The 23,039-nt window shown below is 56.4% G+C and carries 24 protein-coding genes and 1 pseudogene; 10 read left to right on the forward strand and 15 right to left on the reverse strand.

The features are described 5' to 3' along the window. Positions 1-79: 79 nt before the first annotated feature. The 8 genes and pseudogenes from ACQKP4_RS01185 to ACQKP4_RS01220 all read left to right on the forward strand — a co-directional run bounded on the left by ACQKP4_RS01185 (position 80) and on the right by ACQKP4_RS01220 (position 6,845). On the forward strand, positions 80-715 hold the full coding sequence (locus ACQKP4_RS01185) for a TetR/AcrR family transcriptional regulator (RefSeq protein ID WP_427629622.1): 636 nt from the start codon (positions 80-82) through the stop codon (positions 713-715). Between the two features lie 25 nt (positions 716-740). Continuing rightward, positions 741-1,451: a GNAT family N-acetyltransferase gene (locus ACQKP4_RS01190; RefSeq protein ID WP_427629624.1), complete on the forward strand. Its 711-nt coding sequence runs from the start codon at positions 741-743 to the stop codon at positions 1,449-1,451. Between the two features lie 317 nt (positions 1,452-1,768). After that, positions 1,769-3,409 (forward strand): malate dehydrogenase (quinone), encoded by a 1,641-nt coding sequence (mqo, locus tag ACQKP4_RS01195; RefSeq protein WP_427629625.1) that lies wholly within the window; start codon positions 1,769-1,771, stop codon positions 3,407-3,409. 318 nt (positions 3,410-3,727) lie between these two features. Then, positions 3,728-4,165 (forward strand): hypothetical protein, encoded by a 438-nt coding sequence (locus tag ACQKP4_RS01200; protein WP_256667207.1) that lies wholly within the window; start codon positions 3,728-3,730, stop codon positions 4,163-4,165. A 134-nt stretch (positions 4,166-4,299) separates the two neighbouring features. Continuing rightward, positions 4,300-4,593, forward strand: coding sequence for a hypothetical protein (locus tag ACQKP4_RS01205; RefSeq protein WP_145319086.1), 294 nt, complete (start codon positions 4,300-4,302; stop codon positions 4,591-4,593). 178 nt (positions 4,594-4,771) lie between these two features. Further along, positions 4,772-5,191: pseudogene (locus tag ACQKP4_RS01210) on the forward strand (hypothetical protein); the annotation flags it as partial. Beyond that, a complete protein-coding gene (locus ACQKP4_RS01215; protein ID WP_427629627.1) occupies positions 5,176-5,532 on the forward strand; it encodes a DUF7079 family protein in 357 nt (118 codons plus the stop codon). The pseudogene ACQKP4_RS01210 and the gene ACQKP4_RS01215, both read left to right, overlap by 16 nt. Positions 5,533-5,777: 245 nt before the next feature. Further along, a complete protein-coding gene (locus tag ACQKP4_RS01220) occupies positions 5,778-6,845 on the forward strand; it encodes an NAD(P)-dependent alcohol dehydrogenase (protein WP_427629629.1) in 1,068 nt (355 codons plus the stop codon). Between the two features lie 119 nt (positions 6,846-6,964). Here ACQKP4_RS01220 and ACQKP4_RS01225 read toward each other — a convergent pair whose 3' ends face one another. From ACQKP4_RS01225 to ACQKP4_RS01235, 3 genes are read right to left on the reverse strand one after another with little or no spacing between them, the layout of a single operon-like run. After that, entirely contained in the window at positions 6,965-7,588 is a 624-nt protein-coding gene (locus tag ACQKP4_RS01225) for a hypothetical protein (RefSeq protein WP_427629630.1), read from the reverse strand. Between the two features lie 9 nt (positions 7,589-7,597). Continuing rightward, on the reverse strand, positions 7,598-8,491 hold the full coding sequence (locus ACQKP4_RS01230; protein WP_427629632.1) for a glycine zipper family protein: 894 nt from the start codon (positions 8,489-8,491) through the stop codon (positions 7,598-7,600). Beyond that, positions 8,488-9,018, reverse strand: a complete 531-nt coding sequence (locus ACQKP4_RS01235) for a PAAR domain-containing protein (RefSeq protein WP_427629634.1) — start codon at positions 9,016-9,018, stop codon at positions 8,488-8,490. Before ACQKP4_RS01235 ends, ACQKP4_RS01230 begins: the two co-directional genes overlap by 4 nt. A gap of 810 nt (positions 9,019-9,828) precedes the next feature. On the opposite strand from ACQKP4_RS01235, the gene ACQKP4_RS01240 reads away from it, so the two are divergent. Beyond that, the gene (locus ACQKP4_RS01240; protein ID WP_427629636.1) at positions 9,829-11,235 is read left to right on the forward strand and encodes an MFS transporter; all 1,407 of its coding nucleotides are present in this window, start codon (positions 9,829-9,831) and stop codon (positions 11,233-11,235) included. A gap of 376 nt (positions 11,236-11,611) precedes the next feature. On the opposite strand, the gene ACQKP4_RS01245 is transcribed toward ACQKP4_RS01240, so the two are convergent. From ACQKP4_RS01245 to ribBA, 8 genes are all read right to left on the reverse strand, one after another. Next, positions 11,612-12,631 (reverse strand): AbrB family transcriptional regulator, encoded by a 1,020-nt coding sequence (locus tag ACQKP4_RS01245; RefSeq protein WP_427629638.1) that lies wholly within the window; start codon positions 12,629-12,631, stop codon positions 11,612-11,614. A 286-nt stretch (positions 12,632-12,917) separates the two neighbouring features. After that, positions 12,918-13,961 carry an LLM class flavin-dependent oxidoreductase gene (locus tag ACQKP4_RS01250; protein ID WP_427629640.1) on the reverse strand — a complete coding sequence of 348 codons (1,044 nt, stop codon included), beginning with the start codon at positions 13,959-13,961 and terminating at the stop codon, positions 12,918-12,920. Positions 13,962-14,126: 165 nt separating this feature from the next. Then, on the reverse strand, positions 14,127-14,612 hold the full coding sequence (locus tag ACQKP4_RS01255; protein ID WP_427629642.1) for a flavin reductase family protein: 486 nt from the start codon (positions 14,610-14,612) through the stop codon (positions 14,127-14,129). A gap of 361 nt (positions 14,613-14,973) precedes the next feature. Next, entirely contained in the window at positions 14,974-16,128 is a 1,155-nt protein-coding gene (locus ACQKP4_RS01260) for an ABC transporter ATP-binding protein (RefSeq protein ID WP_427629644.1), read from the reverse strand. Positions 16,129-16,144: 16 nt separating this feature from the next. After that, complete coding sequence (locus ACQKP4_RS01265) at positions 16,145-16,954, reverse strand: ABC transporter permease (protein WP_427629646.1); 810 nt, start codon at positions 16,952-16,954, stop codon at positions 16,145-16,147. A 6-nt stretch (positions 16,955-16,960) separates the two neighbouring features. Continuing rightward, a complete protein-coding gene (locus ACQKP4_RS01270) occupies positions 16,961-17,905 on the reverse strand; it encodes an ABC transporter permease (protein ID WP_427629648.1) in 945 nt (314 codons plus the stop codon). Then, entirely contained in the window at positions 17,902-18,927 is a 1,026-nt protein-coding gene (locus tag ACQKP4_RS01275) for an ABC transporter substrate-binding protein (protein WP_427629650.1), read from the reverse strand. The genes ACQKP4_RS01270 and ACQKP4_RS01275 overlap by 4 nt, the downstream gene beginning before the upstream one ends. A 215-nt stretch (positions 18,928-19,142) precedes the next feature. After that, the gene (gene ribBA, locus ACQKP4_RS01280; protein ID WP_427629652.1) at positions 19,143-20,252 is read right to left on the reverse strand and encodes a bifunctional 3,4-dihydroxy-2-butanone-4-phosphate synthase/GTP cyclohydrolase II; all 1,110 of its coding nucleotides are present in this window, start codon (positions 20,250-20,252) and stop codon (positions 19,143-19,145) included. Positions 20,253-20,322: 70 nt separating this feature from the next. On the opposite strand from ribBA, the gene ACQKP4_RS01285 reads away from it, so the two are divergent. Next, positions 20,323-20,619, forward strand: coding sequence for a DUF1330 domain-containing protein (locus ACQKP4_RS01285; RefSeq protein WP_427629654.1), 297 nt, complete (start codon positions 20,323-20,325; stop codon positions 20,617-20,619). A gap of 3 nt (positions 20,620-20,622) precedes the next feature. Here the strand turns inward: ACQKP4_RS01285 and ACQKP4_RS01290 are convergent, their stop codons facing one another. The 4 genes from ACQKP4_RS01290 to ACQKP4_RS01305 form a co-directional block, all read right to left on the reverse strand. Continuing rightward, the gene (locus ACQKP4_RS01290; RefSeq protein WP_427629655.1) at positions 20,623-21,186 is read right to left on the reverse strand and encodes an NUDIX hydrolase; all 564 of its coding nucleotides are present in this window, start codon (positions 21,184-21,186) and stop codon (positions 20,623-20,625) included. 2 nt (positions 21,187-21,188) lie between these two features. After that, the gene (locus ACQKP4_RS01295) at positions 21,189-21,941 is read right to left on the reverse strand and encodes a GntR family transcriptional regulator (RefSeq protein WP_427629657.1); all 753 of its coding nucleotides are present in this window, start codon (positions 21,939-21,941) and stop codon (positions 21,189-21,191) included. A 74-nt stretch (positions 21,942-22,015) separates the two neighbouring features. Continuing rightward, the gene (locus ACQKP4_RS01300; RefSeq protein ID WP_427629659.1) at positions 22,016-22,420 is read right to left on the reverse strand and encodes a carboxymuconolactone decarboxylase family protein; all 405 of its coding nucleotides are present in this window, start codon (positions 22,418-22,420) and stop codon (positions 22,016-22,018) included. 130 nt (positions 22,421-22,550) lie between these two features. Beyond that, positions 22,551-23,036, reverse strand: coding sequence for a flavin reductase family protein (locus tag ACQKP4_RS01305; RefSeq protein ID WP_427629661.1), 486 nt, complete (start codon positions 23,034-23,036; stop codon positions 22,551-22,553). Positions 23,037-23,039 lie beyond the last annotated feature (3 nt).

The raw sequence follows: 23,039 nt of genomic DNA on the forward strand, positions 1-23,039 counted from the left end.
GCGAAATCTGTCAACCTAGCGCGGCGTTCTCATGGGCAGTCACTGCCTTGTCATGGATTATTTTTGGCCAGTGTTCAGCATGGAAACTACAGATCTACTCGAGCGCTGTTACCCCGGCCGCAGAGCCGAACTCAAGCGCGATATCTTCAGAAAGTCCCTGGCCCTGTTTAACGAACAGGGTCTGGAAGCCACGACCATCGAAATGATTCGCGCCGAATGTGATACCAGTGTCGGCGCGATCTACCATCACTTCGGCAACAAGGAAGGTTTGGTGGCGGCGCTGTTTTTTACCGCGCTGGACGATCAGGCATTGCTTCGCGACCGCTATCTGGCCGACGCCGGGAGCACCGAGGAGGGCGTGCACGCGTTGGTGCACAGCTACGTCGATTGGGTCGACAGCCAACCCGAATGGGCGCGGTTTCAGTACCACGCGCGATTCGCCGTGACCAAAGGGCCGTTCAAGGACGAGTTGGCAAGCCGCAACAAAACCCGTAATCAAAAGCTCGGACAATGGCTGGCAGAACCCGGCCGGCGCGATGAGCTGCGCGCGTTTCCCGCCGAATTGCTGCCGTCGCTGATCATCGGCCAGGCCGACAGTTACTGTCGGGCATGGTTGTCGGGGAGGGTGGCGGGCAGCCCGAAGGCTCATCGAGAGTTGCTGGCGGAAGCGGCGTGGCGATCAATCTGTGACAATGCCCGCGTCGATGCCCAGTAAGTCCTATCCCGGAGTCAAACGTTCAATGCCGCAACTCACTCACTTCACCGCCCCGTGCCCGGAGCCCGTCAACAGCCAGATCCTGCAACTGGTCGTCGATAACCTGACCGACATCAGCATGGTCGGCATTGCGCCGAGCAATCCGCTGTACAACGTGTATCAGTACGCGGTCGGCTATGAAGTGCACCTGTACCTGGAAGCCCTCGGCGGCGGCAAAGGGATTGCGGTGGAGTTGATCGTCGCCACCGATGATCAAGACCCGGAAAAAGTCATTGGTTTCCTGCTCTACCTGCCGGTCAAGGATGATGCCGACGCGTGCGGCGTGGCCTACATGGCCGTCGACGCCGGGCATCGTCGCCAAGGGATCGCGCGCGCCATGCTGCAAGACATGATCAGCCGTTACCCGCACGCCGAACTGACCTGCGCGGTGGCCAAGGTGCCGTGGTTCGAATCCATGGGTTTTCAGGTGCTGGGCGCGCGCGGCACGCAGGTGCTGATGAACACCCGCGATCACGGCAGCGATGGCTTGATGGGGTTGCTCGATGTGACCTTTATCTACAGTTCCCTCGAGGTGCGGCAGATCCATCACTACTTGCTGCAAAAACACGGTAAACGCGCGATGGTCGATGCTGAAAAGCAACGCGACCGGCATTTGGACCAGATGACCCGCAACGCCAAGGTGTTTGTGCTGAATCGTTTGGGCCAGGACGCGGCAAACGAGCCGCGTCTGGACTAGACCCGTGAGTCCTTTCGGGAGCGCACGGTCGCCTTGCCGTGATATTCTGCGCGCCAACTGGGTTTGACCTATTCCGTTTGCCCGTCCCAAGGACGTGCCGACAGGATCAATGTCGCTCAAGTAGCTGAAGCCAATAATGATAAAAAGTCAGTTCAGTAGGGACATATAACTGAGGTCGACGCACGCAGTCGGCCTTGTGTGCCCACCCCTCCAATCATCATGCGCGAACACCCACGACATTCTGCCTGAATGCCGTGAACCAAGGGTGTCGTCGTGGCGATGGAAGGGCGGATGGCGTTTTATCATAGGTGCTACAGATGTTTAAAAAAATGAACACGGCCCTGCTGGGGCTGGCTTTGTCGATGGGGATCACGTCCGTTCACGCGGAAGAGGCAAAGAAGGTCGATGTACTGCTCATCGGCGGCGGCATCATGAGCGCGACGTTGGGTGTGTGGCTTAACGAGCTGCAACCCGATCTGTCGATGGAAATGGTCGAGCGCCTCGATGGCGTCGCCCTGGAAAGCTCCAACGGTTGGAACAACGCCGGCACCGGTCACTCCGCCTTGGCCGAGTTGAACTACACGCCGGAAGACGAAAACGGCAAGGTGACGATCCCGAAGGCCGTTGAAATCAACGAAGCGTTCCAGATTTCCCGCCAGTTCTGGTCGTGGCAGGTTCAGCAGGGCGTCCTGAAAAACCCGCGTTCGTTCATCAACTCCACGCCGCACATGAGCTTTGTGTGGGGCGATGACAACATCAAGTTCCTGAAAAAGCGTTACGAAGCCCTGCAAGCGAGCCCGCTGTTCGCCGGCATGCAGTACTCCGAAGACCCGGCGCAAATCGCCAAGTGGGTTCCGCTGATGATGGAAGGGCGAGACCCGAACCAGAAAATCGCGGCCACCTGGACCCCGATCGGCACCGACGTCAACTTTGGCGAGATCACCCGCCAGTTCGTTGCGTACTTGCAAACCACGCCGAAGTTCGACTTGAAACTGTCTAGCGAAGTGCAAGACATCACCAAGAACGAAGACGGCACCTGGCGCGTCAGCTACAAAAACCTGAAGGACGGCACCAAAACCGAAACCGACGCCAAGTTCGTGTTCATCGGTGCGGGCGGCGGTGCACTGCACCTGCTGCAAAAGTCCGGCATTCCTGAAGCCAGGGAATACGCAGGCTTCCCGGTGGGCGGTTCGTTCCTCGTCACCGAGAACCCGACCATCGCCGAGCAACACCTGGCCAAGGCCTACGGCAAAGCCTCCGTTGGCGCACCGCCGATGTCGGTTCCGCACCTGGACACCCGTGTCCTGGACGGCAAGCGCGTGATCCTGTTTGGCCCATTCGCGACCTTCAGCACCAAGTTCCTCAAAGAAGGCTCGTACCTGGACCTGCTGACCACCACGACCACGCACAACGTGTGGCCAATGACCAAGGTCGGCATCAAGGAATACCCGCTGGTCGAGTACCTCGCAGGCCAACTGATGCTGTCCGACGAAGACCGCATGAACGCCCTGAAAGAATACTTCCCGAACGCCAAAGCCGAAGACTGGCGTCTGTGGCAAGCCGGCCAGCGCGTGCAAATCATCAAGCGTGACGAAGCCGCGGGTGGCGTGCTGAAGCTGGGCACCGAAATCGTTGCCTCCGCTGACGGCACCATCGCCGGTCTGCTGGGCGCTTCGCCAGGCGCATCGACCGCTGCACCGATCATGCTGTCCGTGCTGCAAAAGGTCTTCAAGGATCAGGTTGCATCGCCGGCCTGGCAGGAAAAGCTGCATAAAATTGTGCCGAGCTATGGCACGCAGTTGAACACCAGCCCTGAAAAAGTCGCTGAAGAGTGGGCCTACACCGCCAAGGTGTTGCAACTGACGCCGCCACCGGCAATCGGCCAGATGGCGGCCCCGGCCGCTGCTCCGGCCGACGCGGGCAAGGCACCGAAGCCTGCCAGTGATTTGGCTTTGTAAATAGCCGCGTAATGGGAAAGCCCACTGAACCGGTGACGGTCAGTGGGCTTTTTTGTGGGCGCGCGAGGGATAGATTCATCTCGTGACGGGTCGACTTTCGACTCAATGTGGGCGCTGGCGGAGGGCGGCTATCGGCCAAAAGCTGCCATTGGCGACCGGCAGACAATGGCCAGAAGCGGACGTAATGGCGTTTGTGTACTATCTGCCTCTCTTCCCACCTATATGAGGTGCCCGATGTCTAGCCGACACTCCCCATCCCCTATAAGAGCTGTCCTAGACCTGCAAAACGCATGTTCGCTTTTGGGAAAGCGGCTGAGCGTGCTGCTGCACGACCAGTACTATTTCAACGACGAGAAAGATCTGGGATACATAGGTTCTCTAGAGTGGCGTTTTGGCGAGGGAGAGGTTCTATCCATGTATCTCTTGAGTGATGGCGAGAGAGTAGGCGCGGACTTGTTGCCTTCTGATACGCCGGCTTCCTTCGAGATAGAGCCGAACGTGACCTGCTCCTGGAAGAGGGAAAACTTGCTTGCAGATCTATCAGCAACCCACCTCGAAAACACAAAAATTTGCGCAGTTGAGGGAATTCTTGACTCTTTCAACAGGCAAGAATCTTGGCTTGCCGGATTCAGAGTTACGTTCGAGACCGGTGACTCATTGATGTACGTTAACCAGGGCGACGATGCCGTCGTATTGATTAATGCGCTACTGCCAGTAAGTGTAGGCCTCGAAACCCGCTTCGTTACCTCAATTTAATGACAGCTATGGGGTCGATTTCTGCCCTTGGTGACAGCCAGCAATCGGCCAGGTGCGGACCTTCATTTTAGACGCGTGCATTCGCCTATAGCGGCCTGTAGTAGGATGCGGATTTGAACAAAAGAAGCTTCATCATGGATGTTCACGCACTTGAAGAAAGCAGTGTCTTATCGATCACAGTGGACCAAGCCCATCGCTATTTCGAGATGGTTGTCAGACTGGATGACGGGTCCAGAAATAAGCTGATGGCATGGAACGCGGACGGCACTGAGCTAACTGTCAGGCTTGGCGCTCTTAACGTTCAAAACACCAGCGAACTCGGAGAGCTTGAAGGGATAAACATCGTTGATAATGTTCTATCCCTTGAAGGTGATTTTGGAGATATAACGATCACAGCCACCTCGATTTTGATTGAAAAGCTGACGTAACCACCGTGAGGGAGGCTACTTCGAGCTGAATGCTAACCGTCACGGATGTCTGATTGTGGCTGTTTAGCCTGTGCTGATCGGCAGCTATGGGTCGTTAGCTGCCACTTCTGAACGTCCGCTTCCGGCCAGACGGTTGATATTACTATTCCTCGAAACTGCCTTCGAGCATCTGCCAACATCCAAAGATATCTTCAAAAAGAGCTATGAAAATCTTTCAGCCGCAGAGCAAAAGAAAACTCATTACACCATTTTGGAAGCCGCCGGCCGGGATGATGCCAAGTTCACGAAAGGCACCAAAAAAATGCTAATCATGGGCAAACTCGGCGTTCTCGTGACCGCTGCGCTGGCGACTTATCAAATCCTGAATGCTGAAAACAAACCCAAAGAAACGGCCCGACAAGGCATCATCGTCGGTGGAGGTGCGTTAGGCGGCGTACTAGCTGGGATGGGTGTGAGTGCGATGTGTGGCCCTGGCGCTCCGATCTGCGCAGTTGCGGTCGTCTTGGTGGGATCAGTGGCTGGTGGCGTTGCAGGCGGCGCGGTCGCGGACTCGCTTGATGAGGAACTGGAGGAGTTTTCGCATTGGGACATTTTCTGACCGAGCCACAACTGACAGAGGTCAGAGCCGCACTGTCTGAGCCATTCAACTATTTTCCGACCGATTACGACTACATCGTGCGCCAAGTCAAAGGCGTCGATCCTGACGTACTGTGCGAAATCTTTTTTTCAGAGGTAGCACCAGTGTGCTTCTCCAATCTTGCAGCAGTCTTGCCCACTGTATGGACAGGCTTTGACCCCGACTGGCTCAGAGAAAGGATCGAGGAAAGGTTGGCGGCGCGTGAGCGTGATTGGTTACGCAGACAGTTTGATAAGGTGCTGGTCCTATGGCTGAAATACAACTACGACTACATGTGGAAAGAGATCTCTTGCAGGCTTTGATTCTGCAATGCCGCTGGATAAACACATCGCTAACCCAATCTAACCGGATCAGGCAAGAATTCAGCAGAATGCAACCATCGCCTACACCTCCCCAAGCCTTACCCTACCCGCAACGCGGCATAACGCAGCCGCCAGGATTTAACGATGGTCGGCCACCGAATCCACCGCCACCGTCATCTACTTGAACGATTCAGCAACTACGCTAGTCACCTTGTATTCGACATCTCACACATAAGGCGATCGCAATGACCAAGACTTACAGCTACGCCGCGCAGAGTTCCAAGGACTCGCTCAAGCCTTTCACCTTCGAACGTCGCGCCCCAGGCGCGGACGATGTGCAGATCGATATTCTCTATTGCGGCGTGTGCCATTCCGACCTGCATACCGCGCGCAACGAGTGGCACAACACGTTGTATCCCTCGGTGCCGGGCCATGAAATTGTTGGGCGGGTGATCGCCGTCGGCGCGAATGTCAGCAAGTTCAAAGTGGGTGATCTGGCGGGCGTCGGTTGCATGGTCGACAGTTGCCAGCACTGTGCGTCGTGCGTGGAAGGCGAAGAGCAGTATTGCGAGAGCGGGTTCACGGGGACTTATAACGGTCCGGTGTTTGGTGGCGAGAATACGTTCGGTGGTTACTCGGACAATATCGTGGTGAAGGAGAAGTTCGTTCTGCGCATTTCCCACGACGACGCCAACCTGGCCGCCGTTGCACCGTTGTTGTGTGCGGGCATCACCACGTATTCGCCGTTGCATCACTGGAAGGTCGGGCCTGGCAAGAAGGTCGGGGTGGTTGGCCTGGGTGGTTTGGGGCATATGGCGGTGAAGATTGCGCATGCGATGGGCGCGCATGTGGTGTTGTTCACGACGTCGCCGAACAAGCGTGAGGACGGTTTGCGTCTCGGCGCGGATGAGGTGGTGGTGTCGAAGAATCCAGATGAGATGGCGAAGTTTGCCAACACGTTGGATTTCATTCTGAACACGGTGGCGGCGCCGCATGATCTGGATGCCTTCCTCAATCTGCTCAAGCGCGATGGCACGATGACGCTGGTCGGTGCTCCGGACAATCCGCATCCGTCGCCTTCGGTGTTTAACCTGATTTTCAAACGTCGCAGTTTGGCGGGTTCGTTGATTGGCGGAATTCGGGAAACTCAGGAGATGCTGGATTTTTGTGCCAAGCACGGGATTGTTTCGGATATCGAGATGATTGATATCCAGAACATTAACGAGGCGTATGGCCGCATATTGAAGGGCGATGTGAAGTATCGGTTTGTCATTGATATGAACAGTTTGAAGAAGGAAGCCGAGGTCGCTTGATCGGTTTTAAGATCAAGAGATCGCAGCCTTTGGCACCTCCTACGTAGGGCGCGGCGCATCTGATAGGAGAAAAGCCCACTGAACCGGTGACGGTCAGTGGGTTTTTTTGTGGGTGGGATTCAGTCGTTGCTGTACATCAGTTCCAGGTTTTTTATCCACTCGTCTGTGGCTTCAAATCTGGTGTAATACGTCTGTTTTTCTGAATCACTCAATCGAGTGAAGAAGGGACGGAAGTAGTTATCGTCGTAATAACCCTGAGCACCTTGCATATCGCCTCCCCACCAGGAAGGTTTGTAGCCTTCAAATGCTACCCACGGAGGAGGGGGCGCGAATTTCGCACGGAAAATTTCATCCATGAAGTCGGTGCTGTTCGTGACCATACGAACAGTAGTGCCGTTGAATTCTCTTGTTGATGTAAAAAATACCAAGTGCTCATTTTTTTTATCGTTGACATAGTGCTTTGCTGGCAGGTCGTTGAATGTTTTTTCGGATTGATATCTGAAGGTTAAATTGATCAGTGTCAAAAAATTAAGCGTGTCTTTGCTGTCGATTAAGAATGAAATATAAAATGCCGAAATACCTAGCTGCCTCAAAGACATTACTTTCGGATATTCAAACAATGGAGCAGTTGTTTCTGGTGAAGATGCAGTGAAGATTGTTTTGAGATCGCAAATTGAATATCCAGCAATTTGCTCTTCAGGCTCTTGCTTCATTAAAGTTTTGAAACGACTAAAAAAACTCATCACCAGACCTCATTCTTGTACGTAATCAGTAAGCCAGGTTGCACCCAAATAACCCGCAGTGCCGAAAATAATTCCTCCCACCGCTGCGCTAACAATTGCTCCGGGCCCTGTTTCGATGCCGACAGCTGCGCCGACTGCCAGACCTATCCTTCCGCCGGCGATCGCTGCTCCCCAACCACCAGCCTGCTTGACAACTTCCACAGAGATCGGCTTTACGCTGTTTTGCTTGATCGATTCATCTGCCGCCAATTTCAAGTCATAGGCGGTGAACCCGATAGCAAAAACCCTTACCACTCGTGCACCTTTAATTAACAGGTTTGTGGTTTTATAGGAGCCTGGGGTGAAAATCGCCTTGGCGGGTACTTTTCCAGCATGAACCAATACTTCCTTGTCTATATTTTTGACCCAGTCAGCGATTTGCTCAATCTGAGGGATTTTCTTTGGGGCGACTGTTTTGTATTCGTCGAGAGACTTCAATATTTCTTCGGTGCTTACAAGTTTTGCACCGGCAGCTTTTGCTTTCTCAATATCGATGTAAATAGTTTTGCCCTCGAATCGCGGCGAACCATTCGGGAATTCAGAACTGGTCGAAAGGTAACTGGATGGATATTTCCTACTGCTAATAACATGCTCGGCTACTGTGGCAGTAGATTTTGGATCGACAGGTGACATGCCAAATTTTTCCGGCCATATCTCATGTTTGATTTGAAATGCCGAAAGGTTTTTTGCGACGAGATGAGGGTTGTCTGGCGACGAATAGATTTTCCGAACCAGAAAGCCATCTTTGCCAATTTCTTCAACGACCACAAATAAGTGAATGTTCGCAGGCATTGAATAGCCAGGCACATTGCTTACCGAACCAGTCTGTTGGTTTGTAGGGACATTACAGGAGAACTCGGTCATGCATCGCCCCACTTTTCAAGCGCCGCAACGCCTGTGGTGATTTCAAGGGTTTCCTGTTGTTTGGTAGTAATCCGTGGCGTATGCCCTGACTCATCGGAGAACCCGGTGTAAACACGTCCCGTCTCATCTTTGATGTGATAAGGCACATGGGCGAGAGGCTGGCCGTCGCTTCCGACAATACGAAACTGCTCATTGAATGGCTGCAACCACAGCGGCATTGGTAGCGGAGGGATGAAGTTCGCTGGCGTGTGGGAGTTCCCGATTATCACTGTGGCGGAACCACTCACCACGTTATTACCATGGGCGCCGATACTTCCTACCGTTGCGGCAGGTTTGCCATTGATAAGGACAGTTGTGGCTACCTCCCCGACAATGAGACTACCGCAAGCGCTTTGGTCGTCTTGGCGAGCAGCAGCCAAACCGTCAAAGAAAACATCGACGGAGCCCGATACGATTGGGTTGACGCCATGTCCTGGAAGTGGGCAGCTAGTCGGATCCGTAACTCGGGCAGCAGGTTTGCCAGCCATTTTGAACGTCCTTGTAAAATGAATTGTCGGCGATTGTTACACAACCAGTTCTTTTTGGCCCACTCGCAGCCTTCAGCATCACGTTTCTCAAAGTCGGCCCGTACCTGGCCATGCTGACTACGCAAACCATGGCCGATCAAGAGGTCGGCAATCAGTTGGAAAGCCCACTGAACCGGTGACGGTCAGTGGGCTTTTTTGTGCATGGAGGTTAGATGATCAATTTTTGTGGAGGGAGGGCTTGTTGTTACGCTCGGTTGCACGGTTTGCCTGAGTTAGACAAACCAAAGAGACTGTCGTCGTACAACGGCACCGTGCGCGGACCGCGTTGGGCTACCGTCGATGCGTGAAATTCAAGATACCGAAAAGTGCCAAAGCAAGCCTTTTTTAGCGAAACGCGTGCTGTCCATCGGTGTCGATCAAGACAAACGGCCATTTCCCCAATTGACAGTTCTGTACCGAACTCGTTATAAAAGGAGCAGTTGTACGACGACAGACGATATGATTCTGTCCATCCTAAAAATAAAAAAGAGTACCGCCCATCATGGATTCCGCTCGCATCCTCATGTCTGTGCACGCTGCTCCCTATGACTCGATCTCGACTGTTTGCCCGTGCGCGCGATCAGGCCCGACATATTCGACTGTCCCGCTAAACGCTTCATAGCGCTTCAACATCATTTGAGTGGATCGAAAGACACTGTGAATCTGACCAGCCTTGCGCGGGTTCAACGTGTTCTGGCGATGTTCTACGACCCAATTGATCTCGCTTGTAGCCGAGCGATCATCACCCTAATCCAATAATAAAGTGATGCCATGAATCTGAATGAGCCCATCAATTCGCAACGCGTCGGCCAGGCTGTCGGCAAATATCGCTGGACGATCTGCGCACTGTTATTTTTTGCCACCACCGTCAATTACCTTGATCGTCAGGTACTGAGTCTGTTGGCGCCGGACCTCTCCACGCAATTTGGCTGGAGCAACACCGACTACGCCAACATCGCTTCGGTTTTCCAGTTTGTGTATGCGATTTCCATGCTGTTCGCTGGCCGTGTGGTCGACAAAATCGGTACCCGCAAGGCTTATATCGTGGCGATTGGCATTTGGTCGACCGGCGCGATGATGCACGCGTTTGCGGTGCCGATGGGCGAGGGGATCGCCGCTGTGACCAGCGCGTTTGGCCTGGCCGTCATTCCGGTATCGATCGCAGGCTTCATGCTGTCGCGTGCGGTGCTGGCGATCGGCGAAGCGGGTAACTTTCCGATTGCGATCAAGGCCACTGCCGAATACTTCCCGAAGAAGGAACGCTCCTTCGCCACCGGTATTTTTAACTCCGGTGCCAACGTCGGCGCGATTCTGGCGCCGATCTGCGTGCCTTTGATCGCGGCCCTGTGGGGGTGGGAAGCGGCATTTCTGGTGATCGGTGCGCTGGGTTTTGTCTGGGTGGCCGTCTGGATGGCGTTGTACCAGAAGCCGGATCAGCAAAAGCGCTTGTCGGCAGCGGAACTGGCCTACATCCGCAGCGATGAGCCGGTGCAAGTGCTGGCGAGCGCGGAAGTGTCGGGCGGCGCGGCGAAGAAAGTTTCGTGGTTCAAGTTGCTGACCTACCGCCAGACCTGGGCATTCGCCTTTGGCAAATTCATGACGGACGGCGTGTGGTGGTTTTTCCTGTTCTGGCTGCCGACCTATCTGTCGGCGCAATACGGCATGAAAGGCTCGGCCATCGTTTTGCCGCTGGCGGTGTTGTACAGCATGACCATGGTCGGCAGCATTGGCGGCGGCTGGTTCCCGAGCTATTTCATGGCACGTGGCGACAAGCCGTATGACGGTCGCATGAAAGCGATGCTGGTGATTGCGCTGTTCCCGCTGCTGGTGCTGTTGGCACAGCCATTTGGTTACATCAGCTATTGGGTGCCGGTCATCTTGATTGGTATTGGCGCGTCGGCGCACCAGGCGTGGTCGTGCAATATCTTTACGACCGTGTCCGATATGTTCCCGCAGAAAACCATCGCTTCGGTAGTCGGCATTGGCGGCATGGCCGGCGGCCTGGGCGGCGTTGTGATGACCAAGATCGGCGGTTGGGTGTTCGACTACTACAAATCGATCAACGATATTCACACGGGCTACATGATCATGTTCGCCATCTGTGCGCTGGCCTATCTGGTGGCGTGGAGCGTGATGAAAACGCTGGTGCCACGCCACAAGGAAATCACTGATCTGTAAAGACATCCGCTAGTGGTTCAAGAAGCTCCGCTCCCCATTCAGGTGGGGGCGGGGCTTTTTTGTTTACGGAACAAGATCGCGGGATCGGGTCGGGCCGCCATCTGATACGGTTTTTCCAACGCCACCTGCATCTGTAATGCAATGACCCGTCGGCCCACAATGACGGCACGGCCGGCCGTTGCGCCAGCCACTGCACCGCACACTCAACCTGTAGGAGGCCGCAATGGCCAAGATGGCGATTTTCCTCGGTGGATTTCTGGCGTTGACCCTGTTGATTGGCGCCCTCGCAACCATCTCTCCCGTTTAATCCCTGCGTCATACAGTAAAACGCCTCCCGGACAGGAGGCGTTTTACTGTGTGACGACCGCTAGATAAATCAAACGTCTTCCCGCCAGCGCCGCGCCTGGACGATGAACGCTGGCGCGAAGTGCAGCACCACCATCCGCGACAGGTGATGCGTCAGGATGAACACCACATTCAACCCGCCTCCGAACGCGACAATGGCGATGGTTTCGATGGCGCCCGGCATGTACGCCAGCCATAACGACACCGGATCGCTACCCAGAATTTTCCCGGCCACAGCGGCAAACGCCGCCGCGATCAGCAACATAAGGCTGACAGCCATCAGCCCGGCGCGGCCGTGACGAACGAGGTCGGCGAGGGAGATGTCCTTGAATTTCGAACCGATCATCACCCCGAGCAGCATCGCGGCGGAGTCGACACTCCAGGACGGCATCTGGAAGCCCGGCAGATAACCGGATTTGACGTAGACCCCGGTGACGACGATGGCGGTGAGCATGAACGGTGCGGGCACGCCGGCACTCAACAGCAGGCGGCCGAGCAACAGGCACAAGACAATCAGCGACAGCACGGTCAGGGCGGTGCTCATCACCAGCGGACTGCTCTCGACCAGCGCGAGGTTGCTCTGGGCCGGGATACAAAAGCTGACCAGCAGCGTGATGGACAGCAGGCGGACCAGATGCACGACGATGACCTTGCCGGACGCGCGTTCGGACTCAAGCAAGTCGAACACCGCGGCGAGTGCGCCGGGGTAGACCGCTAACATGGAGTCCTTGCGGTTCCATCCAGAGACTTTCAGCAGCCAGCAACCGGCCACGGTGCTTTGGATCATCAGGCACAACAGCATGATGCCCAGGCTGGGCAACATCGCTGCCACGGTGTGGCTGTCCCACGCGGTGAACATCAAACCGGTGGCGATTCCCAGGACGATTTGCAGGTAAACGAGGCCAAAGGGCAGGGTTGGGGAGAAGTGCAGATTGCTAGCGATCATCGCAGTCGCGAGGATCGAGCCCAACAACAGCCCATGGGGAACGCCGGCGTATTGCAGCGCGGAGCCGACGCCGGTGGCGATCAGCAGACACAAGAGGGTTTTCATGGGGGTTGTCTCTTCCTTGATATCTTCATGAATGCTTAGGCAGCCAAGTCCACACCCTCCAGCGCGGAGCGACCTGAAAGTGCGGCCCAGTGTTCATGAAGGGACGTGGTAGAGCAATCGCCAGAACAATAAATAGCAGGGATGGATTAAGCGGCCCACGCGCCGTGCAGTGAGTCTGCTCGGCGCTGGAGGGGCGGGTAGGGAAGGACGTTAATGTCGGGCACTGGACGCCAGATTGAGCGCCAGTCAGTTCCACAGGCTGCGCATCTGCGCAACTGGCGCGGGTTCAGCGAAACGCCGGTACGACGTGTTTGATAAATAATTCCAGAGATTTTTTCTTTTCTGCGTGAGGCAAGCTGTTGTCGCACCAAAAGCTGAATTCGTCGACACCCAGTTCCTGGTAATACTTGATGCGCGGAATGATTTCTTCCGGGGTGCCGATCATCGCGGTTTTGTGCAGGCTCTCCAGTTCAAACTCTGGTCGTGCGGCGAATTTTTCTTCAGGGCTTGGCGCCAGGAACCCGTTGACCGGTGTTTCCTTGTTGCCGAACCAGGCATCGAAGGTGCGATAGAACTTAGAGATGGCCTTGGCGCCGACTTTCCAGCCTTCAGGTTCATCGGCGGTGTGTACGTGGGTATGACGCAGGACCATCAGTTGCGGGCGTGGCACATCCGGGTTGTTGTCCAGCGCCGTCTGAAACTTGTTCTTCAGGTCGAGGACTTCTTCATCACCCTTCATCAGCGGCGTGACCATGACGTTGCAACCGTTGGCCACTGCGAAATTGTGCGAATCAGGGTCGCGAGCGGCAATCCACATCGGCGGATTCGGCTTCTGGATCGGTTTTGGCACGCTGGTAGAGGTCGGGAATTTCCAGATTTCGCCATCGTGGGCATAGTCGCCTTGCCACAGAGCACGGACCACTGGAACCATTTCGCGTAGCGCTTGACCGCCCGAGGACGCAGGCATGCCGCCGGCCATACGGTCGAATTCAACTTGGTAGGCGCCACGCGCCAGGCCGACTTCCATGCGGCCATTACTGATCACGTCCAGCAAGGCGCATTCACCGGCCACCCGCAACGGGTGCCAGAACGGCGCGATGATGGTGCCTGCGCCGAGGTGAATGGTGGTGGTCTTGGCCGCAAGGTAGGCCAACAGTGGCATCGGGCTTGGCGAGATGGTGTATTCCATGGCGTGGTGTTCGCCGATCCAGACGGTACTGAAGCCACCGGCCTCGGCCATCAAGGTCAGTTCTGTCAAATCTTCAAAAAGCTGACGGTGGCTGACGCTTTCGTCCCAGCGTTCCATGTGCACGAACAGCGAAAATTTCATGACGCTTTACCTCGTATTTTTTTTGTTGTCGGCCTCTCGACCGCAGGCCTGTTACCTGAAGTGAGTGCGGAGCTTCCGGTGTACTCGCCAGTGGAAAGCGTGTCACTCGGTGCAGCTGTTTGGCCAATGGATCATTGGTATACCGCGATACGAAATATCCGCGAATCAGGCGAGGACGGGCAGGGCGCCCATTTTGCCGTGACAATAAATCAGTGGCCCGGCGTCCTGGTGGGGCACGATCAGATTCTTCACCGCACCGACCATGATGGCGTGGTCACCACCTTCATATTCGCGCCACAACTCACACTCGATGACGGCCGTCGCATTGGCCAGTATCGGATTGCCTAGCTCGCTCAATGTCCATTCAATGCCCTGCGCTTTTTCCTTGCCTTTGCGCGCAAAGGCATACGCTTCGCTTTGCTGGCTGCCCGACAGAACGTGAATGGCGAAGCGTTTGTTCTTGATCAGGACCGGGTAGGAATCCGAACTGTAATTGGGGCAGAACAACACCAATGCAGGATCCAGGGACAGCGAACTGAAGGCGCTGGCGGTCAGGCCGACAATTTGCCCGTTGTCATCCAGCGTGGTGATCACCGTCACCCCGGATGGAAACGAACCCATCACCTGTTTGTAGATGCTGGCATCAATCATGGGGCGTTCCTCTGGCGGTGGATCTGGTTTTTATGAGAATGTAGGTCTTATGGTATACCGTAATACATGCTTTGCAAGACCTTTTTCTTGGCACCCGATAAACGCAGACGGGCTTCTCTAAGGCAATGAATACAGGGGTTTGAGCTATAAGAGCAGTGTGATGGTGCCCGAATAAGGCGTATCAGATGCGCGCTCAAAGACCGGCTAAGTTCTCTTTTGGAGCGGTAGCCGTGTTGGCGATGCCGGAAAGCACTGAAGCAATGGCGGCGGTCAAGCAACCAAAAAAAACCGCTGCAATCCGACGTTGCAGCGGCTCAAGGGTGACTCCAGTTAATGCGGCCCCGGAGTTCAGGCCACGCGATTAATGCGCCCCGGCAGCCTTGTTCAAATCACTCTCGGCCCACTCGGTATACACACACGCATCCGCAGTTGCCCAGCGCACCCGCACCGGGTCGCCGGTCTTGAGTGGCATCCCGGCAGCAGACAATGCCTTGACCGTCATCGAAGTGCCGCCCAGGGTTTTTACCGTGCAGGTCTGACTTTCCCCGAGAAACAGTACTTCACCCACAATGGCCGACACTTCATTCCAGCCTGCTGACAGCGGTTCCTGGTTTGCCTGCTCAACGCTCAACGCCAAGGCTTTTTCCGGGCGCACCATCAGCAAAATATCCTGATCATCGTGTAATCCTGCGGTCAGGCGAACGGACAAGGACTGACCTTCGAACGAAGCCGCTGCGTTGCTTTGTGCCTTGAGCTTGAGGAAGTTCGAGTTACCGAGGAATGAGGCAACAAAAGCATTCGGCGGGTTCTGATAGAGGTCATAACCGCTGCCGAGACCGACGATCTTGCCGTGGCTAAAGATCGCGATACGCTGCGACAGGCGCATGGCTTCTTCCTGATCGTGGGTGACATAGACAATGGTGATGCCGAGGCGACGATGTAGCTGGCGCAGTTCGTCCTGCAGGTCTTCACGCAGTTTTTTGTCCAGGGCGCCGAGCGGTTCGTCCATCAGCAGAATGCGTGGCTCATAGACCAGCGCACGGGCGATGGCGACTCGTTGTTGCTGGCCGCCCGAAAGTTGCGAAGGGCGGCGATGGGCAAATTGTTCGAGCTGCACCAGTTTGAGCATGGCATCGACCCGACGTTCACGTTCAGCGGTGGCCAGTTTGCGAATTGCCAGCGGGAACGCGATGTTGTCGCGCACCGACAAGTGCGGAAACAGTGAATACCGCTGGAACACCATGCCGATATCACGCTTGTGCGGCGGCACATTGACCAGCGATTGGCCGCTGACAAGAATCTCGCCGCTGCTCGGGGTTTCGAAGCCGGCAAGCATCGACAGGGTTGTACTTTTGCCCGAGCCACTGGAGCCGAGGAAGGTCAGGAATTCACCGTCCTTGATGTCCAGCGAGATGTTGTCCACGGCGGAAAACTCGCCGTAGTACTTATTCAGGTTACGCAGGCTGACCAGAGGTTTGTCATTCTGCGGGGCGGAATCGTTGATCACGGCACTCATGTCGTACTCCTGGCGCTCAGGCGCTGATTTCATTGCGCCGGCGAAGGGCGGCGGCGATCACCATGACCAAAACCGAGAGGCCGATCAGCAGCGTCGAGGCGACGGCGATCACAGGCGTCAGGTCCTGGCGCAGGGTGGTCCACATTTTGACGGGAAGGGTTTGCAGGGTCGGGCTGGCCATCATCACGCTCAGGACCACTTCGTCCCACGACACGAGGAACGCGAATAGTGCCCCGGCGACCATACCCGGACGAATCGCCGGAAAGGTCACCTTGAACACGGCTTGCAGACGCGAAGCGCCACAGATTACCGCTGCGTCCTCGATTGACTGATCAAACAGCTTGAGCGAGTTGATGATCGAGATGATGGTGAACGGCAATGCGACAATCACGTGGCTGACGACGAAGGCGAACATCGTCCCTGTGTAGCCCAGTTTGAGAAACAGCGCGTACACCGCCACCGCGATGATCACCAGCGGCACAATCATCGGCAGCGTAAACAGGCCGTAGAGCATTTCTCTTCCCGGAAAACGCCCGCGTACCAGGGCAAACGCGGTAGGCAGACCGAGCGCCACGGCGAAGAAGGTGGTCAGCACGGCGACTTTGAGGCTGGCCATTGCGGCGTTCATCCAGTCGGCGTTGGAGAAGAACTGGCCGTACCATTTCAGCGTCCAGCCCGGTGGTGGGAACACCAACCATTGTGAGGAACCAAATGAAAGCAGCACGATGAACACGATCGGCAGCAACAGGAACAGCGCGATCAAACCTGTCGTGGTGTAAAGGCCGAAACGCATGCGTCGGCTCATGGCGTTGGGGGTCAGCAGCATGACGGCTTACCTCGCGTTGCTGGCGCCAACCGGGGATTCCGGCTGGAGCTTCAGGTAGAAGTAGAACAGCACCAGCGTTATCAGGATCAGCAATGCCGCACCGGCGCTGGCCAGGCCCCAGTTGAGGAACGACTGCACCTGCTGAATGATGAATTCGGGAAGCATCATGTTCTGCGCGCCACCCAGTAATGCCGGGGTGACGTAGTAACCGAGCGACATCACGAATACCATCAATCCGCCGGAGAACAATCCCGGCCGGCAAAGCGGCAGAAACACTCGGAAGAAGTTGGTCCAGGGGCTCGCGCCGCAGATCGAGCCCGCTTGCAGGATCATCGGGTCGATGGCCTGCATGGTGGCCTGCAAGGGCAGTACGATAAACGGGATCATGATGTAGCTCATGCCGATAACCACGCCAGTCAGGTTGTGCACCATTTCCAGCGGTTGATCGATGATGCCCATCGCCATCAATGCCTTGTTGATGACCCCGGAAGCTTGCAGCAACACTAGCCATGAGTAGGTCCGCGCCAGCAGGCTGGTCCACATCGATAGCAGCACAATGTTCAGAATCCAGCGCCCCCAACCCCGTGGAACCAAAGTGATCGCCCATGCCAACGGGAAGCCGAGCATCAGGCTGAACAAGGTCACCAGCCCTGCCACCGAGAAGGTGTTAAGCAACACCCGGGCATAGGCAGAGTTGGCGAACAGTTGTTCGTAGTTGCCCAGCCCCGGAGTGGGTTCGAGTACGCCGCGCAGCAGCAGCCCGATCAGCGGCGCCAGAAAGAACAGACCGAGGAACACCAGCGCCGGCATCAGGTTACTCGCGCCGCGCCAGCGTTGTGCCAACGAAGGGGATTGCGTCATCACAGCCGCCTTGCCGGGTAACGAGCCGGGAGCGCCAATGGCGCTCCCGGCAGGAGTGGGTTGACGGGGCGCGGCTGCCGTCATTTTCATTTGACTAGCCATTCGTTCCACCGTGTCGCGATGGCCGGACCATTTTTGGCCCAGTACGCGAAATCAAGAGTGATCTGATCCTTGACGTAGGCAGTCGGCAGGTTAGGGGCTAATACTGAATCCAGGCGCGCCACGCTGTCGACGTTGACCGGCGCATAGGCCGTCAGGTTGGAAAAGTCGGCCTGTCCTTTGGCGCTGCTGGCATTGGCCAGGAACTTCATCGCTGCATCTTTGTTTTTTGAGCCTTTCGGGATCACCAGGATGTCGGCCATGACCAGGTTCTGCTTCCAGCTCACACCGACCGGCGCGCCATCTTCCTGCAGGGCATGGATCCGGCCGTTCCAGAACTGACCCATGCTGACTTCGCCCGAGGCAAGCAACTGTTGCGACTGGGCGCCGCCGCCCCACCAGACAATGTCTTTCTTGATGGTGTCGAGTTTCTTGAAGGCGCGATCAAGGTCGAGCGGATACAGTTTGTCGGAGGCGACACCGTCGGCCAGCAGAGCCAACTCAAGCACGCCAGGGCTCGGCCATTTGTAGAGGGCGCGTTTGCCCGGGTAGGTTTTGGTGTCGAACAACGCGGACCAGTCTTGAGGCTTGCTGGCGCCGAGCTTGCTTTCGTTATAGCCGAGCACGAAAGAAAAGAAAAATGAGCCAACGCCGTAATCCGAGACAAAGCGCGGGTCTATCTTGTCGCGTTGGATCACAGTGAAATCGAGGGGTTCGAGCAAGCCTTCAGTCGCCGCGCGCAACGCGAAGTCGGCTTCGACATCGACCACGTCCCACTGCACATTGCCACTTTCGACCATGGCTTTGAGTTTGCCGTAGTCGGTAGGACCATCCTGAACGACGGTAATCCCGCTGGCCTTGCTGAACGGATCGGCCCAGGCCTGCTTTTGCGCATCCTGAGTGCTACCGCCCCAGCTGACGAAGTTGACGCTGTCGGCCGCCATCAATGCCTGGCTGGTCACGCTAAGCAGTCCCGCAAAAAGAACCGCGGATGCACGTTTGTTCAACACCATTTTCACGCCCTCATTGTTGTGTTTATGAGCGGGGCTTTAGTGCCCGCCTGTCGGGAGCAGTAGGCCATCTGACCTGTTATGGTCGTCCGGTCTATGGAATATCATATTATGGTATTCCAAACTTTGTGCAAGCATTTTGCCTTACCGGCCATCAGCCAAATGCGCGTTTTACTGAAAAGCGAGCTGCCAGCGGGCGGCTTGCGCAATGAAGCCGATCACTCGGTGAACGCAATGCTCTCGACCACTTCCAGGTCGTAACCTGTCAAACCCGCGTATTTCAGCGGAGGCCCCAGATGTCGCAACTTGCCGACACCGAGGTCTTGCAGAATTTGGGCCCCGGTACCCACTTCAGAATAGATGCGCGACTGCGAGCGGCTGAACTGACGGGGAGCCTGAGTCAACTGTGGCACCCGCTCAAGCAATGCCTGAGAAGATTCATGATTGGCCAGTACGACGACGACGCCTCGACCTTCTGCGGCCACTCGTTGTAACGCGGCCCATAACGTCCAGTTGGAAGGGCCGCTGTAGTCGGCGCCCACCAGATCGCGCAATGGGTCGATCACGTGGACGCGTACCAGTGTCGGCTCATCCCGCTGCAGAGTGCCCATGACCATCGCCATGTGGACGCCGCCTTCGATCCGGTCCTCGAAAGTAATCAGGCGGAAGGTGCCATGCACAGTGGGCAATTCCCGCTCGCCGATGCGGACCACGGTGTGTTCAGTGCTGAGGCGGTAGTGAATCAGGTCGGCGATGGTGCCGATCTTTATGCCGTGCCGTCGTGCGAACACCTCCAGGTCCGGTCGGCGAGCCATGGTGCCGTCGTCGTTCATGACTTCGACGATCACCGATGCCGGCGTGAAGCCGGCCAGGCGGGCCAGGTCGCACCCTGCTTCGGTGTGACCGGCACGGGTTAACACGCCGCCTTCCTTGGCGCGCAACGGAAAGATGTGGCCCGGTTGTACCAGATCTGCAGGACCTGCTTCAGCGGCGACTGCTGCCGCGACAGTGCGCGCCCGGTCGGCAGCCGAGATGCCGGTGGTCACACCGATTGCGGCTTCGATAGAGACGGTGAAGGCGGTGCTAAAGACGCTGCCATTGCTGGGCACCATTTGCTCCAGCCCCAGCCGTTGACAGTGCTCATCAGTCAACGTGAGGCAGATCAGGCCACGGGCCTCACGGGCCATGAAGCTGATGGCCTCGGCGGTGCAACAGTCAGCGGCCAGCAGCAGGTCGCCTTCGTTTTCCCGGTCTTCGTCATCAACCAAGAGCACCATTTTGCCGAGACGATAGTCTTCGATGATTTCTTCGATACTGTTGAAGGCCATGTTGGAGTCTCTTTACTGGATGGGTGTATATTCTGGTATACCATAATACAAAGCCAACCAAGAGGTCACTATGAAAGCGTACTGGATTGCTCATGTAGACATCACCGACACCGACCAATACAGCCAATATACACAGCGGGCGCCAGCAGCTTTTGCGCTGTACGGCGGACGAATATTGGCGCGGGGCGGACGTAGCGAGGCGATGGAAGGGCGGCAGGCACCGCAACGCAGCGTGGTGATCGAATTCGATTCTTACGAGCAAGCGGTGGCGTGTTACCGCTCAGAGCAGTATCAAGAGGCGAGAGGCTACCGCGAGGGCGTGGCTCGGGCCGAAATTATCATTGTTGAAGGCGTGGCGCCTTGCTGAACGTCAACGGATGAAGTGAATCTTGCCGGTGTCGTCGTTGCCAATGTAAATGCCGTAGACCCCGGCCAGGCGTTCCTCGATGTAGCGCTCGAGGATCTGCCGGATGGCTGGGTAGTAGATGCTGTCCCAGGGAATGTCCTCGGGCGCGAAGAATTTGTAGTCCAGGGTTTCCGGTCCGTACTGACCGGTGATTTCCAACGCTATGGCGCGGAAAATGATGTACACCTCGCTGATCTTCGGCACGCTGAAAATCGAGTAGGGCGAGAGAATTTCCGCGCGAACGCCGCTTTCTTCCCAGACTTCGCGAAGCGCGGCCTGCTCGGTGGTCTCGCCAGCTTCCATGAAGCCGGCGGGCAGCGTCCAGGTGCCAGGGCGCGGCGGAATCGCACGCTGGCACAGCAGGTATTTACCGTCCTGCTCAATGATGCAGCCGGCGATGATTTTCGGATTGACGTAGTGGGTATAGCCGCAACCGCGGCACATCAGGCGCTCGTGCGTATCGCCCGGTGGCAACTGCGACCTGAGGTCGTTGCTGCCGCACTTTGGACAAAAGCTCGGGCTGAACATGATTAGCGACCTATGCGCGGTTCTTTAAGCGGGATCGGCAGGATGATCGACGGTATCACGCCCGTTTCTTCCTGTTTGCGCTTGAGGTAGTCAAGAGCCACTGCCGCAGCAGAGCGAACGTGATCGACGCACGCCTGGTGAGCGACCAGCGGGTCACCACTTTTGATCGCCTCAACCATGCGCTCCATTTCCTGATTGCTGGCGCCGCGACGGTTTTCCTGGGACACCGACGTCGCACGCAGGTAGCTGATGCGTGCCTGCAACTGGCGCAATTGCGTAGCGGCCACGTGGTTGCCGGAGCCTTCGAGCAGGACGTCGTAGAAGCCCTGAACGGAGTCGATGACCTGTTGCAGTTCGCCATCCTTAAGGGCCTTGCGGTTTTCCTCAAGGGCTTTTTCCAGGGCTTTGATGTCTTTGGCCTTGGCCCGCAGAGTGAACAACTGCACGATCAGCCCTTCAAGCACGCAGCGCAGTTCATAGATGTCGACGGCATCTGCCAACGTAATAATGGCGACCCGTGGGCCCTTGGCGTCGGCGAACTCCACCAGGCCTTCGGACTCGAGGTGACGCAAGGCTTCACGCACGGACGTGCGGCTGACACCGAGGCGATCGCACAGATCGCGTTCGACCAGTCGGTCGCCCGGTAAAAGCTGGAAGTTCATAATGGCGCTTCGCAGTTTTTCCAGCACGATTTCGCGCAGGGTAACGGGATTGCGATTGACCTTGAAGCTGTCGTCGAGTGGCAGGCGTTTCATGGGGTCCGCTCTGAATGTGGCTGTCCATGCAAAAAGAGCACCGCGATCATCTCGATCATCCGTGCTCGTTCAGATCAAACAGCCGAGGGTTGACTGGAGGCCTCGGCATCGGCTTCGGTGAAGGCTTCACGGGCAAGCCGGAAACTGTCTACGGCCGCGGGAACGCCGCAATAAATACCGACCTGAAGCAGGATTTCGCGTATTTGTTCACGAGTCAGACCGTTACGCAAGGCTCCGCGCACATGCAGCTTCAGCTCGTGAGGCCTGTTGAGGGCCGAAATCATGGCCAAGTTTATCATGCTGCGTTCTTTAAGCGACAAACCCTCCCGACCCCACACATGACCCCAGCAGTACTCCGTGACCATTTCCTGCAACGGCCGATTGAAGTCGTCGGCGTTCTCGATCGAACGATTGACGTAGGTCTCGCCTAGCACCTGTTTGCGAATTTTCAGGCCTTTTTCATAGGTGTCGTTGTTCATTTCATCCTCGCTCAGCATTCCTTGTGGGAGCGAGCACGCTCGCGGAAGCGGTGTCTCAGTCAGCATCAATGTCGACTGTGCGACCGGATCGCGGGCAAGCCCGCTCCCACAGGGTTTTGCGTGAAACTGTTCAGGCTAAAGTGGGCAGAGGGCCCAATTTTCCTTTGTGGTAGATCATCGGTGTAACGGGCTGCTCGGGAAGAATCAGATTCTTGACCGCACCGACGATAATCGCGTGATCACCGCCGTCGTACTCGCGCCACAATTCGCACTCGATGATTGCCGTGGCTTTGCCCAGTAACGGATTGCCCAGCGCGCTCAAGTGCCATTCGATGCCTTTGGCCTTTTCCTTGCCTTTGCTGGCAAATGCATAGGCTTCCGCCGTTTGGTCGGCGGACAGCAGGTGAATCGCGAACTGTTTGCTGTCACGCAGGACCGGGTAGGTGTCCGAGGCATAGTTGGGGCAGAACAACACCAGTGCCGGATCAATCGACAGCGCGCTGAACGCACTGGCGGTGATGCCGACGATGCCACCTTCCGGGTCCAGCGTGGTGACAACCGTTACCCCGGAAGGGAACGAGCTCATGACGTCTTTGTAAATGCCGGGTTCGATCATGGA

It is taken from the genome of Pseudomonas sp. NPDC086278, from assembly GCF_050280905.1.
In the GTDB taxonomy this organism is placed as follows: domain Bacteria; phylum Pseudomonadota; class Gammaproteobacteria; order Pseudomonadales; family Pseudomonadaceae; genus Aquipseudomonas.

Coding starts and splice junctions, on each gene's coding strand:
- ribBA (WP_427629652.1), bottom strand. CDS start 20,252: ATGGCCTTCAACAGTATCGAAGAAATCATCGAAGACTATCGTCTCGGC.
- ACQKP4_RS01230 (WP_427629632.1), bottom strand. CDS start 8,491: ATGACCGAGTTCTCCTGTAATGTCCCTACAAACCAACAGACTGGTTCG.
- ACQKP4_RS01245 (WP_427629638.1), bottom strand. CDS start 12,631: ATGAAAACCCTCTTGTGTCTGCTGATCGCCACCGGCGTCGGCTCCGCG.
- ACQKP4_RS01285 (WP_427629654.1), top strand. CDS start 20,323: ATGAAAGCGTACTGGATTGCTCATGTAGACATCACCGACACCGACCAA.
- ACQKP4_RS01185 (WP_427629622.1), top strand. CDS start 80: ATGGAAACTACAGATCTACTCGAGCGCTGTTACCCCGGCCGCAGAGCC.
- ACQKP4_RS01305 (WP_427629661.1), bottom strand. CDS start 23,036: ATGATCGAACCCGGCATTTACAAAGACGTCATGAGCTCGTTCCCTTCC.
- mqo (WP_427629625.1), top strand. CDS start 1,769: ATGTTTAAAAAAATGAACACGGCCCTGCTGGGGCTGGCTTTGTCGATG.
- ACQKP4_RS01240 (WP_427629636.1), top strand. CDS start 9,829: ATGAATCTGAATGAGCCCATCAATTCGCAACGCGTCGGCCAGGCTGTC.
- ACQKP4_RS01235 (WP_427629634.1), bottom strand. CDS start 9,018: ATGGCTGGCAAACCTGCTGCCCGAGTTACGGATCCGACTAGCTGCCCA.
- ACQKP4_RS01225 (WP_427629630.1), bottom strand. CDS start 7,588: ATGAGTTTTTTTAGTCGTTTCAAAACTTTAATGAAGCAAGAGCCTGAA.
- ACQKP4_RS01265 (WP_427629646.1), bottom strand. CDS start 16,954: ATGCTGCTGACCCCCAACGCCATGAGCCGACGCATGCGTTTCGGCCTT.
- ACQKP4_RS01260 (WP_427629644.1), bottom strand. CDS start 16,128: ATGAGTGCCGTGATCAACGATTCCGCCCCGCAGAATGACAAACCTCTG.
- ACQKP4_RS01275 (WP_427629650.1), bottom strand. CDS start 18,927: ATGGTGTTGAACAAACGTGCATCCGCGGTTCTTTTTGCGGGACTGCTT.
- ACQKP4_RS01295 (WP_427629657.1), bottom strand. CDS start 21,941: ATGAAACGCCTGCCACTCGACGACAGCTTCAAGGTCAATCGCAATCCC.
- ACQKP4_RS01220 (WP_427629629.1), top strand. CDS start 5,778: ATGACCAAGACTTACAGCTACGCCGCGCAGAGTTCCAAGGACTCGCTC.
- ACQKP4_RS01270 (WP_427629648.1), bottom strand. CDS start 17,905: ATGAAAATGACGGCAGCCGCGCCCCGTCAACCCACTCCTGCCGGGAGC.
- ACQKP4_RS01300 (WP_427629659.1), bottom strand. CDS start 22,420: ATGAACAACGACACCTATGAAAAAGGCCTGAAAATTCGCAAACAGGTG.
- ACQKP4_RS01190 (WP_427629624.1), top strand. CDS start 741: ATGCCGCAACTCACTCACTTCACCGCCCCGTGCCCGGAGCCCGTCAAC.
- ACQKP4_RS01250 (WP_427629640.1), bottom strand. CDS start 13,961: ATGAAATTTTCGCTGTTCGTGCACATGGAACGCTGGGACGAAAGCGTC.
- ACQKP4_RS01205 (WP_145319086.1), top strand. CDS start 4,300: ATGGATGTTCACGCACTTGAAGAAAGCAGTGTCTTATCGATCACAGTG.
- ACQKP4_RS01290 (WP_427629655.1), bottom strand. CDS start 21,186: ATGTTCAGCCCGAGCTTTTGTCCAAAGTGCGGCAGCAACGACCTCAGG.
- ACQKP4_RS01255 (WP_427629642.1), bottom strand. CDS start 14,612: ATGATTGATGCCAGCATCTACAAACAGGTGATGGGTTCGTTTCCATCC.